This is a genomic window from Mesorhizobium sp. B2-8-3 (assembly GCF_006440815.1).
Taxonomy (GTDB): domain Bacteria; phylum Pseudomonadota; class Alphaproteobacteria; order Rhizobiales; family Rhizobiaceae; genus Mesorhizobium.
Genome location: NZ_VFTW01000012.1, coordinates 1 through 15,901, shown reverse-complemented (window position 1 = coordinate 15,901; position 15,901 = coordinate 1). Strand labels below are relative to the sequence as shown.

The window sequence follows — 15,901 nt, the reverse complement described above, 5'->3', positions numbered from 1 at the left end:
CATCACGGCGCCGCGCCGCCGCGCTTCGCCCAGGCCAGCACATAGAGCCTCAGCGCGGACGACAGGTTGGCGTCGCGGGTGCGCGTCTCGTCGATCTCCGCGACCAGGGCCGCGAGCGACAGCGAGCGTTGCCCGGCGATGGCGATGAGATCGTCATAAAAAGGCTGTTCCAGGGAAAAGCTGGTGCGGTGACCGCGGATCGTTACCGAACGTTTTTCGACCGCGGCCATTGCAGGGACTCAGCGCTCGCCGGGGTCGTCGGGTTTTTCCCGGCGATGGCCGGCCACGAATTTCCCGGCCTTTTCCGATGCCAGCCGGTCACGCTCGCGCTCCGTCTTCGAGCGGCCGTGCAGCGCCCGGTTCTCGCCGGCCTGGCGTTCTTTCTCGATGCGCGCTTTCTGCTTGCGGGCCTGGCGGAGATTGACGACCTCGCCCATGGCGCTGGCTACTTCTTGCGGAAGGCGTCGAGCGAAACGACGTCGGCGCCCTTGCCGCCGGTCTCGGCGACCGCCGGCTTCTTCTCGGCCTCGGCGGCCTTCTTTTTGGATTCCGGCTTCTTCTCGGGGACGACGGCGACCGGCTCGGGCGCCGGAGCGGCGGCCTCGTCTTCGGCGCTCTCCGTCTTGACGTCGAATTCGAGCTCGAAATTGACCGACGGATCGTAGAAGCCGCGCACGGCCGAGAAGGGGATTTCGAGCTTTTCCGGCACGTCGGAGAAGGAAAGTCCGACCTCGAAGCCGGCATCCGTCACCTTCAGGTCCCAATACTGGAACTGGATGACGATGGTCATCTGCTCCGGATAGCGCTCGCGCAGCCTGGACGAGATGCGCACGCCCGGCGCGCCGGTCAGGAAGGTGATGAAGAAATGATGATTGCCCGGAAGGCCAGTGCGCGCGACTTCGGCCAGGACCTTGCGCATGACGCCGCGCAGAGCCTCCTGGGCCAGAATGTCGTAGCGGATGTGGTCGTCGGCCATCTGATGGTCGGGTTCCGTTGAATCGTCCGCATAGCTGTAATCAAGCTTGAGCGCGGCGTAAACCGCATATAGGCGCAAAGCCGTGAGGCCAAGAGGGGCGTCGGCGATTTGATCGCTCAGGCGTGAACGAGCGCCGCCTGTTTGCCGGCCGGCAATTTCTTCCTGGCGAAGGCGCCGAGAAAGGTCCGCACACCGTTGGCGGCGGAGCGCAGCACCTCTTCCTCGGTTGGTAAGCCGCCCAGCATGAAAGTGATCTGAAGCTCGGCGTTGACGAGGGCGAGGAACTGACGCGCCGCGACGTCGGGGTCGCCGATCGACAGGTGACCCGCGAAGGCAAGCCGGGCGAAGCGCGCGGCAAGCGCCGACCAAGTGCGGCCCGGGCCTTGTTCGCGCCATTCGGCAAACAATTCCGGATAGCGCTCGCCTTCGGCCTGGATCAGCTTGCGCAGGAAACGGCCGTCGCGGTTGCAGATGCAGTTGCGGTTCATGCGCACCGCAAAGGCGACCAGGTCGGCTTCCAGGTCCGTAGGCTGGTCGGGAAAGGTGGCGATGGTGGCGAAGATGCCGGCATTACAGCGCTCCGTCAGGTCGCGCACGACGGCGACGAAGAGCTTTTCCTTATCGCCGTGATGGTTGTAGACAGTCTGGCGTGAAACGCCGGCCTCGGCCGCGATCAGGTCGATATTGGCGCCGGCATAGCCTTCCCGACAAAAAACCGAAGCAGCAGCCTCCACCACCGACACCCGCTTGGCCTCATGGCTGCGTGGCGGGAAAGTGTCAGGAGAAATGCCGTGCTTCATGAAAATCTATATAGCGGTGATTGACGAATTGGACAAGCCTGTCTAAATTTGTGGACACAATAACGGGAAGTCTGCGCTACCGAGACGAACAAGTTCGCTCTAGTGACGAATGAATTCGCTCTCAGGTGTCGGATTTCCGCGGGATGGAACGTCCTGGGTTCAGACGCCGATATTCGCGGCGGCAACCATATCCGAAAAGAGCCTTTACCATGAGTCCAAAATTCCTCCGCATCGCGGTCGTGCTCGGCTTGTTGTCCGCGATCGGCCCGTTTGCGATCGATATGTATCTCCCCGCGCTGCCTTCGATCGGCCAGGATCTGCATGCCGGCACAGCCGCTGTGCAGATGAGCCTTCTGATCTTCTTCCTGTCGATGGGCTTCGGGCAGATCGTCGTCGGACCGATCTCCGACATGGTCGGCCGCAAGGCGCCGCTTTATGCCGGCCTTGCGCTGTTCATGGTCGGCGGCGTCGGCTCGGCGATGGCGCCGACCATCGAGTGGCTGATCGCCTTCCGCTTCCTTCAGGGTCTCGGCGCCAGCGCCGGCATGGCGGTGCCGCGCGCCATCGTGCGCGACCTGCACACCGGCAACGAGGCCGCCAAGCTGATGTCGCTTCTGATGCTGGTGTTCTCGGTGTCGCCGATCCTGGCGCCGCTGACCGGCAGCCAGATCATCGAGAGTTTCGGTTGGCGCGCCGTGTTCTGGACGGTGACGGGTGCCGCTGCTTTGGCCACCATCCTGCTCGCCACCTCGCTCAAGGAGACGCGGCCGGTCGAAGAGCGCGCCGGCTCCTCCTTCGGCACGGCGCTTGCCGGCTACCGCTACCTGATGGGCGACCGCAACTTCCTCGGCCTTGTGGCGATCGCGGGCTTCGGCATTGCGAGCTTCTTCGTCTATCTGTCGAGCTCGTCCTTCATCCTGATCGACCATTACGGCCTGTCGCCGTCGGTCTACAGCGTGTTCTTCTCGATCAACGCGGTCGCCTTCATCGGCATGTCGCAGCTGACCGGGATGCTGGCCGACCGTTTTGGTTTGAAGCGTGTCGTCTGGGTGGCGGTCACCGGCTATGCCACGGTCATGGTGGCGCTGTTCGCCATCATGGCCTCGGGTGTCGACCGGCTCGACGTGATCGCCGCGCTGCTCTTCGTCGGCTACGGCTTCCTTGGCCTCGTCATCCCGACAACCTCGGTGCTGGCGATGGAAGAGCATGGCGAGATCGCCGGCACGGCCTCGGCGCTGATGGGCACGCTGCATTTCGCCATCGGCGCACTGGCGATGGGCGTCGCCGGCATCTTCTTCGACGGCACGCCGCTGCCGATGGTGGCGGGCATCACGCTCTGCGCGGTGATTTCCTTCACGCTGGCCAAGCTGACGCTCGGCCGCGAGCGCGAAGCGGTCGAGGCGCCGGCGGAGTAGGCAATCATAGACAAGACAGAAAAAGGCCAGGCTTGCCCGGCCTTTTTCATGTCTGTTGCAAGCCGGCCTGATCGATGACGAAGCGCAACCGTTCCTCGACCGGAGCGAGAGGCAACGGCACCAGTTCGTAACCGAGCTCCACATAGACCCGGTCACCGAGCGGAATGTGCGCTCGGCCTCGTCGAGCGTCTGCTTGCGCTCCTCGTCCTGGGTGAAGATCTCCGGCCAGAGTGGCGCGACGAAGACGCGGCGCGCGTAGCGGAATTTCCTCGCAGCGCTTGTGAGGTGGTCCGGCACCGGCAGGCCGCAGAGTCTGAGATAGCCAATGGTGTCGGGCGCGCCGCGGTCGAAGAAGACCGGGCCAGGAGGTTCGGCATGCGCGGCCTGCCAGGAGCGCAGCTCCCACGACAGCATCAGCTCGGCAAAGAGCGCGCGATCCTGCCAGGGTAGGGCAGGGCCGCCGATGGCCATCTGGTCGCGGATGATGCCGCGCCCGGCCTCAGGCGCCGTCGCGAAGCCCTGGGCCCGCAGCGCTTCGATCAAGGTGGTCTTGCCGGAACCTGGACCGCCGGTCAGCACGAAGAATCGGCCGCAATCGTTTTGCATCGCTTGTCCATTGAGGATGGGCGGCAAGGCTGTACGCCGCGCATCAAGCGCCGGACGAGCCTTGGCCGTTCGGTTGATGGGAAGAAGCAAAAGAGGGGAAGGTGGAGGTTTCTGTTGCCAGGTACCTCCGAACCCCGCCTAGAAGTGCGAACCGCTAGGGCTTGATTTGAAGCGTTCGCGCCGCATTAAGCAGCGAGACGAGCTTCCGCATAGTTGTCGTTGGCAACTATAAGTTTAGCCCGATGACGGTGGTACAATGCCGGGCAAAAGTACGATCTTTACACCTTCGTCGATCCTATTTCGCCCCCAGCAAAAGCCGCTCCGTCAGCCAGAGCGGTTTTTGGTGGAGGCGCCGGGTACCGCCCCCGGGTCCGAACGGCTTATTTCATCGCCTGTTTATCGCCATAGTCGGTCAAGCCGACGAAACGAATATAGGGATCGATAACGGAAAAAGAAAGGCCAAACCGGCGCTTGTCCGGTTATGCCAAACTGCGCAGCCAAGGGTTGACTTGCGCGCCCACTCAATCAAATCTCGCTGCCGGTGAGGAGTCTCTGACCTAACGCACAGGTTGCGTAGCGCGCCACAACCCTCACCGATCGGATCGGTGGCGCCGACGAGGGGAAGTTTGATGGCCGACTATCTTGCGGATGTGAAGAAATACGACGCCGGCGCCAGCGCCGACGCGGTCGATAAGATCGTCAAGCATCTGGGCATTGCGCTCAGGAACCGCGATTCCTCGCTGGTGTCCTGCACCGACCCGAAGGAACTCGACCGCGTGCGGGAGAACTGGATCGGCAAGAAGCTCGGCATCGCGGATGCCGCAAAGGCGAATGCGTCGATCGAGAAGACCTGCAAGGCAATGCACGCCGACAACACCAAGAGCCGCGTGACCTTCTACTATCTGGTTGCCAAGGACCTCGGCAAACTCGGCTCTCTGTAAGGCACTGCCATCCGGCGGCCGGCACGAAACCGTGCCGGCGCCGTTGGTTTTTTGGCGCGACCCACACCGGTAGCCTGCTTTGCGGTGTTCGATCGGCTGTCGGTCGGGTATGATTGCCTGTTACCCGAATCGAGGCGGAGCCGATGCGCCAATATCTCGACCTCTTGAAGCATGTGCTGGAAAACGGCGCCGACCGCGGCGATCGCACCGGGACAGGCACGCGCTCGGTATTCGGCTACCAGATGCGCTTCGATCTTTCGCGCGGCTTTCCGGTCACGACCACGAAGAAGCTGCATCTGAAGTCGATCATCCACGAGCTTTTGTGGTTCCTGGCCGGCGACACCAACATCAAATATCTCAACGACCATGGCGTCACCATCTGGGACGAATGGGCCGACGAGAATGGCGATCTTGGACCGGTCTACGGCAAGCAATGGCGCTCATGGCCGGACGGGCATGGCGGCGAGATCGACCAGATCGCGGGCCTTTTGAAGGAGATACGCAGGAATCCTAACTCGCGCCGGCTGATCGTCTCGGCCTGGAACCCGGCCGAAGTCGAGGCGATGGCGCTGCCGCCCTGCCACTGCCTGTTCCAGTTCTATGTCTCGGAGGGCAGGCTCTCGTGCCAGCTTTACCAACGCTCGGCCGATATCTTCCTCGGCGTGCCATTCAACATCGCTTCCTATGCCTTGCTCACCATGATGGTGGCACAGGTGACCGGGCTGAAGCCCGGCGATTTCGTCCACACACTGGGCGACGCGCATCTTTATTCGAACCATTTCGAGCAGGCGCGCGAGCAGATGCGGCGCACGCCCAAGGCCTTACCAACGATGTGGATCAATCCGGGGGTGAAAGACCTCTTCGCCTTCCGCTTCGAGGATTTCCGCCTTGAGAACTATTTCGCGGATGCGAGCATCAAGGCGCCGATCGCGGTATGAGCCAGCCTTCGGCTCAGTCGATGCCGACTATGACATCCGAGGCCTTGATCACCGCATAGGCCTGCTTGCCTTTTTCGAGCGCGAGGTCGGCGACCGCTTCGTTGGTGATCGAGGAGGTGACGATGACGCCGCCGCCGATGTCGATCCTGACATGCGAGGTGGTGGCTCCCTTGACGATCTCGGTGACCTTACCCTTGAGGATGTTGCGGGCGCTGATCTTCATGCGTCTCTCCTTAAAGCTTCGCCGTTCCGTTTCGCATTCATCGTAGGCCGAGACCACGCCGGCGCACAACGCCATGGCAGGCGAAAAGCCTTCCCTTGTTATGTTCATGCGGATATATCGATCAGAGGCTTTGGGCCGTACGGATTTTGAAACCAGGGAGAGATTCCATGACGGGCAAGGGTTTTGGGTTGAAGGCGGCAGCTATTGGCGGCCTGGCGACAATGCTGATGGCGGTACCGGCGGCCCATGCCGACGACAAGATGATCGTATTTGCCGCGGCTAGCCTCAAGGACGCGCTCGACGCGGTCAACAAGGCCTGCGAGCCGGAAGTCGGCGAAGCCGCCACCATTTCCTACGCGGGGAGCTCGGCCTTGGCCAAGCAGATCGAAGGCGGCGCGCCGGCCGACGTTTTCGTCTCGGCCGACCTCGACTGGATGAAGTATCTCTCCGACAAGAAGCTGACCAAGCCGGATACCGAAGTGAAGCTGCTCGGCAACCAGATCGTGCTGGTGGCACCGAAGGATTCCACGGTCGAGACCAAGGTCGAGAAGGGCTTCGACCTCGCCAAGCTGATCGGCGACGGCAAGCTTGCCATGGGCGATTTCAAGGCCGTGCCGGCCGGCAAATACGGCAAGGCGGCGCTGGAATCGCTGGGCGTCTGGTCGTCGGTCGAAGGCAAGGTCGCGCAGGCCGAGAATGTGCGCGCCGCACTGAAGCTGGTGTCGACGGGCGAGGCGGCGCTGGGCATCGTCTATGCCACCGACGCGCATGCCGAAAAGGGCGTCAAGGTCGTCGGTAACTTCCCGGAAGATTCGCATCCGCCGATCGTCTACCCGATTGCCCAGACCGCGGATTCGAAGGACAAGGATACGGCTGCCTTCCTGAAATGCGTCGAGTCGGCCAAGGCCGCCGAGCTCTTCAAGGAGCAGGGTTTTACGGTGCTCGCGCCGAGCAACTGAGAAAGACCTCGCAGACATAGCTATGAATTGGCTGTTGGACCTCACTCCCGACGAATGGAATGCGGTCCGGCTGTCGATCAAGGTGGCTACGGTGGCGATGCTCGCCAGCCTGCCGCCCGGCATCCTGCTCGCGCTCCTGCTCGCGCGGGGGCGTTTCTGGGGCAAGACCCTGCTCAACGGGCTGGTGCATCTGCCCTTGATCCTGCCGCCGGTGGTGACCGGCTATCTGCTCTTGCTCACCTTCGGCCGGCGTGGCCCGGCCGGCGCCTTCCTTGACGAGCATTTCGGCATCGTCTTCTCGTTCCGCTGGACGGGCGCGGCACTGGCCTGCGGGGTGATGGGCTTTCCGCTGATGGTGCGGGCCATCCGCCTCTCGATCGAGGCTGTCGACCGCAGAATCGAGGCGGCCGCCGGCACGCTCGGCGCCAATCCGCTCTGGGTGTTCGCCACCATCACGCTGCCGCTGATCCTGCCCGGCCTGATCGCAGGCGCGGTCCTTTCCTTCGCCAAGGCGATGGGCGAATTCGGCGCCACCATCACCTTCGTCTCCAACATCCCCAACGAGACGCAGACGCTGCCCTCGGCGATCTACACCTTCACACAAGTGCCGGGCGGCGATGAAGGCGCGCTCAGGCTGACGCTGATCTCGATCGTCATCTCGATGGTCGCGCTGGTCGCTTCGGAAGTGTTGGCGCGGCGGGTCGGCCGGCGAATGGACATCGAATGACGCTCTCCGTCGATATCCAGCATCGCCTCGGCGATTTCGCCGTGGAGGCGCGTTTCGAGAGCGCCGGCCGGCTGACGGCGCTGTTCGGGCCGTCCGGTTCGGGCAAGTCGACGCTGATCAATCTGATCGCGGGTCTGATCCGTCCGGACAAAGGCCGTATCTCGGTCGACGGCAAGGTGCTGGTCGACACCGCCGCGCGCATCTTCGTGCCCATGCACAAGCGGCGGATCGGCATGGTGTTCCAGGACGCGCGACTGTTTCCGCATATGAGCGTCGCCGGCAATCTGCGCTACGGCCGCTGGTTCACGCCGGCTTCCGAACGCTACGCCAGGATGGACGCGGTGGTCGACCTGCTCGGCATCGGTCACCTGCTCGACCGGCGGCCGACGAAACTGTCGGGCGGTGAAAGGCAGCGGGTCGCGATCGGCCGCGCGCTGCTTACCAGCCCGAAAATGCTTCTGATGGACGAACCGCTCGCCTCGCTCGACGAGGCGCGCAAGGCCGAGATCCTTCCCTATATCGAGCGGTTGCGCGACGAGACGAAGATCCCGATCGTCTATGTCAGCCATTCCGTCGCCGAGGTGGCGCGGCTGGCGAGCGACGTCATGGTGCTTTCGCAGGGCAAGGTTGCGGCCGCGGGCCCGACAGAGGCGATCATGCGGCGGCTCGACCTGTTGCCGGCGGAGGAACGCGGCGAGGGCGGAGCGGTGCTCGACACCAAGGTCCTGCGTCACGACGAGGCTTTCGGCATGACGGTGCTTGGCTCGCAGGCCGGCGAGATCCGCGTGCCGAAACTGGCGCGGCCGGCCGGTGCTTCGGTTCGCATACGCATCCGCGCCCGCGACGTGATGGTCGCCATCGAGAAACCCGCCGGACTCAGCGCGCTCAATATCCTGGAGGGAACAATCGTCAGCATGAAGCCCGGCGAGGGGCCCGAGGTCGAAATCGGCATCGATTGCCACGGCGCGGTTGTGATCGCGCGGATCACGGAACAATCGCGGCAGGCGCTTGGTCTCAAGCTGGGAAGCGAGGTCTTCGCGGTCATCAAGACGGTGAGCTTCGATCGCGCAAACACCGGCGCCGGCCTGCCGGCCGAGGCCGACGTTTGAGGAGCTCCATCATGTCGCTATGTATATTTGGAATAGCGCTTGCTTCGCATAGAGACTATCGTGGTGCCGTGGAAGCCGAGGAGATGAAATGCCGTCGCTCAGCCTGCGGATAAATCTCGACCCCGACGGCCGGATCGGCCCGGGCAAGATCGAACTTCTGGAGCAGATCGCCGCCTTCGGCTCGATCTCGGCCGCGGCGCGCGGCATGGAGATGTCCTACAAACATGCCTGGGATCTGGTCGAAGACATGAACCGCGTGTTCGGCAAGCCGCTGGTCGCGGCGCAGACCGGTGGCCGCAAAGGCGGCGGCGCGCAACTGACATCGGTGGGTTTGGCGGTCGTCAGCCGGTTTCGCGCCATAGAGCGAGCCGCTTCATCGGCCGCCGCCATCCATATGCAGGCCCTGCAGGCGGAGATCGATGCGGGATAAGGCAAGGCAGTAGGCAGTAGGCAGTAGGGTATGATGTCCTGGATGCTCGAAATCGAGGCCCCTATCGCCTCCATTATCTTACTGCCTATTCCCTACTGCCTACTGCCTAATCCCCTGGCTTCCTCAGCAGATAGGTGTCCATGATCCAGCCCTTCTTTCGCCGGGCTTCCTCGCGAACCCTTTCGATTTCGGCGCTGACATCGCCCAGCCGGCCGGAAATGACGATCTCGTCCGGCGTGCCGAGGTAGGCGCCCCACTGGATGAGGACGTCTCGGTCCGCCAGCGTGTTGAAGGCGCATTTGCCGTCGAGCATGACCACGGTCGAGCCGGCATTGGCGGCCAGGCCTTCCTCGGTCAGCCGCCGGCCGGTGGTGACCAGGATCGAATCGCCGATGCGATTGAGCGCGGTCGCGTGGGCGGCGGCCAGCGCCTGGATCGCGGTGATGCCGGGGATGACTTCGAGCTCGAAACCGACATTGCCCCTGAGGCGAACGCGTTCGAGGATACGCAGCGCGCTGTCATAGAGCGACGGATCGCCCCAGATCAGGAACGCACCGCAACCGTCGTCGGCAAGCTCGTCGCGGATCAACGCCTCATAGATCTCGGCGATCGCCTCGTGCCAGTCGTCGACGGTTGCCCGGTAAGACGATGTCGGTTCGGCCCGGACCGGTACATCGAACTCGACCCGGCGCGATTTCGGATTGGTGACGAAGCGGTCGCATATCTGCCGACGCAAATCGGCAAGATCGTTCTTCTTCGTTCCCTTGTCGGGAATGAACAGCGCGTCGGCGCGGTTCAGGCCATTGATGGCCTGTACAGTCATGTGGTCGGGATTGCCGGCGCCGATGCCGATGACGAGAAGCTTGCGCATGGCGCTCTCCTGCCCGATCGATGGCGCGGTGTCCAGAAGTCCCGATGCCCGATGACGAAGGGCTTTGAAACGGCGCACTGAAACGGTAGATGAAAAGACGCCCGGTATCGCCGTCGAGGAGGGGTCCATGTTACGCACCGTACTGACCGCAGCGCTGGCAATCATGGCTGCCCCGGCTTTCGCCAATGATTCCGTCGCCGAGCTCGGCACCGGCGGGCTGATCCTGTCGCGCAGCGACGCGGTCGCGATGCAGAGCGAGGATCTTTTCATCTCGCCCGAGAAGGTGACGGTCGACTATGTGTTCCGCAACAACACCGACAAGGATGTCAGCTCCATCGTCGCGTTCCCGATGCCCGATATCGAGGGCGATCCGAACGAGATGCCGGCGATCCCGGAAGCGCAGAGCGACAATTTCCTCGGCTTCGAGGTGACGATCGACGGCGTCGATGCGAAGCCGCAGCTGGAGCAAAGGGCGTTTGCGCTGGGCATCGACATCACCACGGACCTCAAGGCGCAGAACGTACCGCTCTATCCGTTCGGCGACGCCGCCAAGGCGGCGCTGGCGAAGCTGCCCAAGGATGTCGCCGAGGATTGGGAAAACCGAGGCATCATCATCGAAGACACCGCCGATGACGGCTCGGGCATGAAAACCGCCTACGCGCCGTTCTGGCAATTGCGCTCGACCTATTGGTGGCGCTCGACCTTCCCGGCCAACAAGGAAGTCCATGTTTCGCATCGCTATAAGCCCAGTGTCGGCGGCACTTCCTCGGTCAGTTTCTTCTCCGACGGCCAGTTCCAGGGCCAGTATGCGGCCTACAAGACCCGCTATTGCATGGACGGCGCATTCGAGAATGCGGTGCGCAAGGCGGCCAAGGCAAATCCGGATGGTTATCCGAAATATTACGAGAGCCGCATCGCCTACATCCTGACCACGGGGGGTAATTGGGCCTCCGGCAATATCGGTAACTTCAAGCTGACGATCGACAAGGGCAGCCCCAAAAACCTCGTCTCCTTCTGCGGCGACAATGTCAAAAAGGTCGGACCGACGATGTTCGAGATCACCGCGAAGGATTTCTATCCCGAGCACGACATCGACATCCTGCTGCTGGAGCCGTCGGATAATGGCGGGAATGGCGGCTGATGGACATCGCGATCTATGTCGCCATCGCCGAAAACGGCGTGATCGGCCGCGAAGGCGGCCTGCCGTGGCGGCTTTCCACCGATCTCAAGCGGTTCAAGGCCGACACGATGGGCAAGCCGATCATCATGGGCCGCAAGACCTATGAAGGCATCGGCCGGCCGCTGCCCGGCCGTCTCAACATCGTGGTGACGCGCGACAAAACCTGGCGGGCCGAGGGCATCGAGGTGGCCCACTCGCTGGATGACGCGATCGTGCTGGCCAGGGTGCGCGGCCGCTGCATGGCGGGCGCGGAGGAGATTTGCGTGGTCGGTGGCGGCGAGATCTATGCCCAGGCTTTGCCGCTCGCCGACCGGCTGCATGTGACGCATGTGCTGGCCAGCGTCGATGGCGACGCGCATTTCCCGCCGATCGACCCAAATGTCTGGCAAGTCGTCAGCGCCGAGGATTTCCCCGCCGGCGAGAAGGACAGCCACGCCACGCGTTATACGGTTTACGAGCGCCGACGCGACGATCGTTGACGACGACAAAGGGTCGCTGCCGATCCAAATCGCACGGAGACGATGACACATCGCGTTGAAAGCGGGTCAAGGCGTCCCTATAGAAGAACGGTGTTGCAGCGGTACAGCGTCCAACCATACGCGCAAGAGGCCGACGTAATACTTTGATTTTGGCGCATGATTCCTTTTCGAAAACCGATATGGGTTTTCCGGGTCATGCGTTAGGATTGCGCCGCAAGGCCTGAGGGAACCGGAGCGAAAGGACATTCATGCCCTGGAACGACAAGAGCGGTGGCGGCGGCCCATGGGGCGGCGGCGGCAATCAGGGGCCCTGGGGGCAGGGACCGAAAGGGCCAAGCGGCCCGCAGGGTTCGCCCCCCGATCTTGAGGATATCATCCGCCGCGGCCAGGACAGGCTGCGGCGCGCGCTTCCGGGAGGCGGCGGCGCCAGCCCGGCCGTGCTCGGGCTGATCGCGCTGGCCCTCATCGTGCTGTGGGCCTTCAAGGCGATCTACACCGTGCAGCCCGACGAAGTTGCCGTCGAACTGCGCTTCGGCCAGCCGAAGACCGAGCTTTCGCAGCCAGGCCTGCATTTCCACTGGTGGCCGATCGAAACGGTCGAGACCGCAAAGATCTCCGAGCAGCTCGTCAGCATCGGCGGCGGCTCGAGCAGCGGCTCCGGGCTGATGCTCTCGGGCGACCAGAACATCGTCAACGTGCAGTTCTCGGTGGCCTACCAGGTCTCCGATCCCAAAGCCTATCTGTTCGATGTCTCCGATCCCGACGGCATGCTGACCCAGGTCGCCGAGAGCGCCATGCGCGAAGTCGTCGGCCGGCGGCCGGCGCAGGACATCTTCCGCGACGACCGCCAGGGCATCGCAACCGGGGTGCGCGAGATCATCCAGGGCACGCTCGACGGCTACAAGACCGGTCTCCAGGTCAACGCAGTCTCGATCGAGGACGCGGCACCACCGCGTGAGGTGGCCGACGCGTTCGACGAGGTGCAGCGCGCCGAGCAGGACGAGGACAAGTTCGTCGAGCAGGCCAACCAGTATTCCAACCAGAAGCTCGGCCAGGCGCGCGGCCAGGCGGCGCAGGTCCGCGAGGACGCCGCCGCCTACAAGAACCGCGTCGTGCAGGAGGCGGAAGGCGAGGCGCAGCGCTTCATCTCCGTCTACAACGAGTACGCCAAGGCGCCCGACGTCACGCGCAAGCGCCTTTATCTCGAAACCATGGAGAAGATCCTGAAGGACTCGAACAAGGTCGTCGTCGAACAGGGCAACGGTCAGGGCGTGCTGCCTTACCTGCCGCTGCCGGCATTGCAGCCGAAAGCACAGCCGGCGCCGGCCCCTATGGGCGGCGTCACGACGGGAGGTAACCAGTGATGGCCAACCGTCTTCCCATCATCGCCGTGATCGCGGCCGTCCTTCTGTTCCTGCTCTATTCGTCGGTGTTCGTGGTCAATGCCGGCCAGCAAGCTATCGTGCTCAGGTTCGGCGAGATCATCGACGTCAAGAGCGAGCCCGGCATCTACTTCAAGGCGCCGTTCGCCTTCTTCGATGCCGACAGCGTGCAAATGGTCGAGAAGCGGGTGATGCGCTTCGACCTCGACAACATCCGCGTCCAGGTCTCGGGCGGCAAGTTCTACGAGGTCGATGCCTTCATCGCCTACCGCATCTCGGATCCGCGCACCTTCCGCGCGGCGGTGTCCGGTCAGGTCGAACTGGCCGAAGCCCGCCTGAGGACGCGTCTCGACGCGGCGCTGCGCCGTGTCTACGGCCTGCGCGACTTCGAAGCCGCTCTTTCGGAAGAGCGCGGCAACATGATGCGCGAGGTGCGCGATCAGCTTCGTCCCGACGCGACCTCGCTCGGCCTCGACATCGAGGACGTGCGCATCCGCCGGACCGATCTGACGGCGGAGGTCTCGCAGCAGACCTATGACCGCATGAAGGCCGAGCGCCTGGCGGAAGCCGAGCGCCTGAGGGCGCGCGGCAACGAGGCGGCACAGCGCATCAGGGCGCGAGCCGACCGCGAGGTCGTCGAGATCATCGCCGAGGCGCAGAAGGAATCGGAAATCCTGCGCGGCGAGGGCGAGGCGCAGCGCAGCGCGACCTTCGCCGACGCCTACAAGCGCGATCCGGCCTTCTTCGACTTCTATCGCTCGATGAACGCCTACGGCACGGCGTTGGACAACACCGGAACGACGATGGTGCTCTCGCCCGAATCCGAGTTCTTCCGCTACTTCCGCGATCCGGACAGCAAGCCCGGGCCGGCACCTGCCGCGCCTGCGACGCCACCTGCAACGCAACCCGGCACCGCCCAGTAGCGGGCGGTGCAGGATTTTCTGGCGGCAATCGGCCTGGTCCTCGTGATCGAAGGGCTGGTCTATGGAGCGTTTCCGGCTTTGGCCCGGAAACTCGCTACTGAAGTGCTGTCGGTGCCGGAAAATGTGCTGCGGATCGGCGGACTGGCGGCGATCGCCATCGGCGTCGGCATCGTCTGGCTGGTCCGCGGTTGATGAAATTCCTTGGTGCCGAAGCGATTGACGATTTATCTTCCGCCGATAGCTATAGCCGCAAACGTGCCTTATTTCTTGCCAACATGAATCGGACAGGCGCCTTTGCGGATGCGTCGTTCCTTTTCTGAAACACCGGGAGGCCACGATGATATCCGACACCCTGTTGCGCGCGGCGCGGCGCACCTTCTTCGCCGGCGCCACGGCATTCGCAGTCGGCATTGTTGCCGTTCCGTCTTTCGTCACGCCGACGATCGCCTCCGATGGACCGCCTTCGGTCGCCGATCTGGCCGAGCGCCTGCTTGGCGCGGTGGTCAACATCTCGACCTCGCAGACGGTGAAAGGCACTGAAGGGCCGGGCGCGGTGCCGATGCCGCAGCTGCCAGAGGGCTCGCCGTTCCAGGACTTCTTCGACGATTTCTTCAAGAACCGTGGCGGCGACAAGGGCGGTGCCGCGCAGAAAGTGCAGTCGCTCGGCTCCGGCTTCGTCATCGACGCCGAGCAGGGCATCGTCGTGACCAACAACCATGTCATCGCCGATGCCGACGATATCGAAGTCAATTTCTCCGACGGCATCACGCTGAAGGCGACGCTGGTCGGCACCGACACCAAGACCGATGTCGCGGTGCTGAAGGTCGACCCCAAGGGCCACAAGCTGACGGCGGTGAAATTCGGCGATTCCACCAAGATGCGCGTCGGCGACTGGGTGATGGCGATCGGCAATCCGTTCGGCCTGGGCGGCACGGTCACGGTCGGCATCGTCTCGGCGCGCAACCGCGACATCAATTCCGGCCCCTATGACGATTTCATCCAGACCGACGCCGCCATCAACCGCGGCAATTCCGGCGGCCCGCTGTTCGACGCCGAGGGCGAAGTCATCGGCATCAACACGGCGATCATCTCGCCGTCGGGCGGGTCGATCGGCATCGGTTTCTCCATCCCCTCGCAGCTTGCCGCCGGCGTCGTCGACCAGCTTCGCCAGTATGGCGAGACACGGCGCGGCTGGCTCGGCGTGCGCATCCAGCCGGTGACGGACGACATCGCCGAAAGCCTCGGCATGGCAACCGCCAAGGGTGCGCTGGTGGCCGGCGTCATCAAGGGCGGGCCGGTCGACAACGGTTCGGTGCAGGCCGGCGACGTCATCATCAAGTTCGACGGCAAGGACATCCACGAAATGCGTGACCTGCCGCGCGTCGTGGCCGAAAGCCCGGTCGGCAAGGCGGTCGACGTCGTCATCGTGCGCAAGGGCGTCGAGCAGACCGTCAAGGTGACGCTCGGCCGGCTCGAGGACAGTGAGAAGCTGGCCAGCGGCGAGAACGGCAACACCGACCAGGACAAGGGCGACAAAGCGACGCCCCCGGTATCGACGGCCTCGGTGCTCGGCATGACGGTCGGCGAGCTCAACGACCAGACGCGGCAGAAGTTCGGCATCGCGGCGGACGTGTCCGGCGTGGTCATCACCGATGTCGCCAAGAATTCGGCGGCGGCCGAGCGCGGCATCCAGCCTGGCGAGGTGATCACCGAGATCGCGCAGGAATCGGTCGGCACGCCGAAGGACGTGATGGACCGGATCGGCGCGCTGAAGGAGCAAGGCCGCAAGAACGCGCTCTTGATGCTGGCTTCGAAGACCGGCGAACTGCGCTTCGTGACGATCCGGATGGATTGAGTCCGGCTTGCTAGGCGGTGGTGACGATTTAACTATTTGAGCCAGATGGCGATAGCGGCGAGTTTGACGAAGCCCATGAAGTTGGCG

The 15,901-nt window shown here is 63.6% G+C and carries 19 protein-coding genes, 1 other RNA gene and 1 pseudogene; 13 read left to right on the top strand and 8 right to left on the bottom strand.

What is annotated here, in order from left to right; all coding sequences use genetic code 11:
• Positions 1–2: 2 nt before the first annotated feature.
• The 4 genes from FJ418_RS18500 to FJ418_RS18485 all read right to left on the bottom strand — a co-directional run bounded on the left by FJ418_RS18500 (position 3) and on the right by FJ418_RS18485 (position 1,776).
• A complete protein-coding gene (locus FJ418_RS18500) occupies positions 3–230 on the bottom strand; it encodes a ribbon-helix-helix domain-containing protein (RefSeq protein ID WP_140655086.1) in 228 nt (75 codons plus the stop codon).
• A 9-nt stretch (positions 231–239) separates the two neighbouring features.
• On the bottom strand, positions 240–437 hold the full coding sequence (locus tag FJ418_RS18495) for a DUF4169 family protein (RefSeq protein ID WP_140705871.1): 198 nt from the start codon (positions 435–437) through the stop codon (positions 240–242).
• Between the two features lie 8 nt (positions 438–445).
• Positions 446–976, bottom strand: coding sequence for an SspB family protein (locus FJ418_RS18490; protein ID WP_140644157.1), 531 nt, complete (start codon positions 974–976; stop codon positions 446–448).
• A gap of 116 nt (positions 977–1,092) precedes the next feature.
• Positions 1,093–1,776, bottom strand: coding sequence for a TetR/AcrR family transcriptional regulator (locus FJ418_RS18485; protein ID WP_140644159.1), 684 nt, complete (start codon positions 1,774–1,776; stop codon positions 1,093–1,095).
• A gap of 209 nt (positions 1,777–1,985) precedes the next feature.
• On the opposite strand from FJ418_RS18485, the gene FJ418_RS18480 reads away from it, so the two are divergent.
• Positions 1,986–3,191, top strand: a complete 1,206-nt coding sequence (locus FJ418_RS18480) for a multidrug effflux MFS transporter (RefSeq protein WP_140867960.1) — start codon at positions 1,986–1,988, stop codon at positions 3,189–3,191.
• Positions 3,192–3,237: 46 nt separating this feature from the next.
• Here the strand turns inward: FJ418_RS18480 and FJ418_RS18475 are convergent.
• Positions 3,238–3,797, bottom strand: a pseudogene (locus FJ418_RS18475) (AAA family ATPase).
• A gap of 100 nt (positions 3,798–3,897) precedes the next feature.
• Positions 3,898–4,258: a transfer-messenger RNA gene (ssrA, locus tag FJ418_RS18470) on the bottom strand.
• A 168-nt stretch (positions 4,259–4,426) separates the two neighbouring features.
• Between ssrA and FJ418_RS18465 the strand changes: the two genes are divergently transcribed.
• Complete coding sequence (locus tag FJ418_RS18465; RefSeq protein WP_140644165.1) at positions 4,427–4,738, top strand: DUF2853 family protein; 312 nt, start codon at positions 4,427–4,429, stop codon at positions 4,736–4,738.
• Between the two features lie 143 nt (positions 4,739–4,881).
• Positions 4,882–5,676 carry a thymidylate synthase gene (locus tag FJ418_RS18460; protein WP_140867957.1) on the top strand — a complete coding sequence of 265 codons (795 nt, stop codon included), beginning with the start codon at positions 4,882–4,884 and terminating at the stop codon, positions 5,674–5,676.
• 13 nt (positions 5,677–5,689) lie between these two features.
• Here the strand turns inward: FJ418_RS18460 and FJ418_RS18455 are convergent, their stop codons facing one another.
• Positions 5,690–5,899, bottom strand: a complete 210-nt coding sequence (locus FJ418_RS18455; RefSeq protein WP_140867954.1) for a molybdopterin-binding protein — start codon at positions 5,897–5,899, stop codon at positions 5,690–5,692.
• Between the two features lie 167 nt (positions 5,900–6,066).
• Here FJ418_RS18455 and modA point away from each other — a divergent pair, with 167 nt between their 5' ends.
• The 4 genes from modA (at position 6,067) to FJ418_RS18435 (ending at position 9,124) form a co-directional block, all read left to right on the top strand.
• The gene (gene modA / locus FJ418_RS18450) at positions 6,067–6,858 is read left to right on the top strand and encodes a molybdate ABC transporter substrate-binding protein (protein ID WP_140867951.1); all 792 of its coding nucleotides are present in this window, start codon (positions 6,067–6,069) and stop codon (positions 6,856–6,858) included.
• Between the two features lie 22 nt (positions 6,859–6,880).
• Positions 6,881–7,585 carry a molybdate ABC transporter permease subunit gene (gene modB, locus FJ418_RS18445; RefSeq protein WP_140867948.1) on the top strand — a complete coding sequence of 235 codons (705 nt, stop codon included), beginning with the start codon at positions 6,881–6,883 and terminating at the stop codon, positions 7,583–7,585.
• Entirely contained in the window at positions 7,582–8,694 is a 1,113-nt protein-coding gene (gene modC, locus FJ418_RS18440; protein WP_140867945.1) for a molybdenum ABC transporter ATP-binding protein, read from the top strand. The genes modB and modC overlap by 4 nt, the downstream gene beginning before the upstream one ends.
• Positions 8,695–8,782: 88 nt before the next feature.
• Positions 8,783–9,124, top strand: coding sequence for a winged helix-turn-helix domain-containing protein (locus tag FJ418_RS18435; RefSeq protein ID WP_140755223.1), 342 nt, complete (start codon positions 8,783–8,785; stop codon positions 9,122–9,124).
• A gap of 106 nt (positions 9,125–9,230) precedes the next feature.
• Here the strand turns inward: FJ418_RS18435 and cobF are convergent, their stop codons facing one another.
• A complete protein-coding gene (cobF, locus tag FJ418_RS18430; RefSeq protein ID WP_140655114.1) occupies positions 9,231–9,995 on the bottom strand; it encodes a precorrin-6A synthase (deacetylating) in 765 nt (254 codons plus the stop codon).
• A 127-nt stretch (positions 9,996–10,122) separates the two neighbouring features.
• Here cobF and FJ418_RS18425 point away from each other — a divergent pair, with 127 nt between their 5' ends.
• The 6 genes from FJ418_RS18425 (at position 10,123) to FJ418_RS18400 (ending at position 15,814) form a co-directional block, all read left to right on the top strand.
• Positions 10,123–11,136: a DUF4424 domain-containing protein gene (locus FJ418_RS18425; RefSeq protein ID WP_140867942.1), complete on the top strand. Its 1,014-nt coding sequence runs from the start codon at positions 10,123–10,125 to the stop codon at positions 11,134–11,136.
• Positions 11,136–11,654, top strand: a complete 519-nt coding sequence (locus FJ418_RS18420; RefSeq protein ID WP_140867939.1) for a dihydrofolate reductase — start codon at positions 11,136–11,138, stop codon at positions 11,652–11,654. The genes FJ418_RS18425 and FJ418_RS18420 overlap by 1 nt, the downstream gene beginning before the upstream one ends.
• Before the next feature lie 248 nt (positions 11,655–11,902).
• Positions 11,903–13,018, top strand: a complete 1,116-nt coding sequence (gene hflK / locus FJ418_RS18415; protein ID WP_140644185.1) for an FtsH protease activity modulator HflK — start codon at positions 11,903–11,905, stop codon at positions 13,016–13,018.
• Complete coding sequence (locus FJ418_RS18410) at positions 13,018–13,959, top strand: protease modulator HflC (protein ID WP_140655123.1); 942 nt, start codon at positions 13,018–13,020, stop codon at positions 13,957–13,959. The genes hflK and FJ418_RS18410 overlap by 1 nt, the downstream gene beginning before the upstream one ends.
• Positions 13,960–13,965: 6 nt before the next feature.
• Positions 13,966–14,151 (top strand): DUF2065 domain-containing protein, encoded by a 186-nt coding sequence (locus FJ418_RS18405; RefSeq protein ID WP_140867936.1) that lies wholly within the window; start codon positions 13,966–13,968, stop codon positions 14,149–14,151.
• Between the two features lie 145 nt (positions 14,152–14,296).
• A complete protein-coding gene (locus FJ418_RS18400; RefSeq protein WP_140644191.1) occupies positions 14,297–15,814 on the top strand; it encodes a DegQ family serine endoprotease in 1,518 nt (505 codons plus the stop codon).
• The last annotated feature ends 87 nt before the right edge of the window (positions 15,815–15,901 follow it).

Coding starts and splice junctions, on each gene's coding strand:
- FJ418_RS18410 (WP_140655123.1), top strand. CDS start 13,018: ATGGCCAACCGTCTTCCCATCATCGCCGTGATCGCGGCCGTCCTTCTG.
- cobF (WP_140655114.1), bottom strand. CDS start 9,995: ATGCGCAAGCTTCTCGTCATCGGCATCGGCGCCGGCAATCCCGACCAC.
- FJ418_RS18500 (WP_140655086.1), bottom strand. CDS start 230: ATGGCCGCGGTCGAAAAACGTTCGGTAACGATCCGCGGTCACCGCACC.
- modC (WP_140867945.1), top strand. CDS start 7,582: ATGACGCTCTCCGTCGATATCCAGCATCGCCTCGGCGATTTCGCCGTG.
- FJ418_RS18485 (WP_140644159.1), bottom strand. CDS start 1,776: ATGAAGCACGGCATTTCTCCTGACACTTTCCCGCCACGCAGCCATGAG.
- FJ418_RS18425 (WP_140867942.1), top strand. CDS start 10,123: ATGTTACGCACCGTACTGACCGCAGCGCTGGCAATCATGGCTGCCCCG.
- FJ418_RS18460 (WP_140867957.1), top strand. CDS start 4,882: ATGCGCCAATATCTCGACCTCTTGAAGCATGTGCTGGAAAACGGCGCC.
- FJ418_RS18420 (WP_140867939.1), top strand. CDS start 11,136: ATGGACATCGCGATCTATGTCGCCATCGCCGAAAACGGCGTGATCGGC.
- FJ418_RS18480 (WP_140867960.1), top strand. CDS start 1,986: ATGAGTCCAAAATTCCTCCGCATCGCGGTCGTGCTCGGCTTGTTGTCC.
- FJ418_RS18490 (WP_140644157.1), bottom strand. CDS start 976: ATGGCCGACGACCACATCCGCTACGACATTCTGGCCCAGGAGGCTCTG.
- hflK (WP_140644185.1), top strand. CDS start 11,903: ATGCCCTGGAACGACAAGAGCGGTGGCGGCGGCCCATGGGGCGGCGGC.
- FJ418_RS18435 (WP_140755223.1), top strand. CDS start 8,783: ATGCCGTCGCTCAGCCTGCGGATAAATCTCGACCCCGACGGCCGGATC.
- modB (WP_140867948.1), top strand. CDS start 6,881: ATGAATTGGCTGTTGGACCTCACTCCCGACGAATGGAATGCGGTCCGG.
- FJ418_RS18465 (WP_140644165.1), top strand. CDS start 4,427: ATGGCCGACTATCTTGCGGATGTGAAGAAATACGACGCCGGCGCCAGC.
- modA (WP_140867951.1), top strand. CDS start 6,067: ATGACGGGCAAGGGTTTTGGGTTGAAGGCGGCAGCTATTGGCGGCCTG.
- FJ418_RS18400 (WP_140644191.1), top strand. CDS start 14,297: ATGATATCCGACACCCTGTTGCGCGCGGCGCGGCGCACCTTCTTCGCC.
- FJ418_RS18495 (WP_140705871.1), bottom strand. CDS start 437: ATGGGCGAGGTCGTCAATCTCCGCCAGGCCCGCAAGCAGAAAGCGCGC.
- FJ418_RS18455 (WP_140867954.1), bottom strand. CDS start 5,899: ATGAAGATCAGCGCCCGCAACATCCTCAAGGGTAAGGTCACCGAGATC.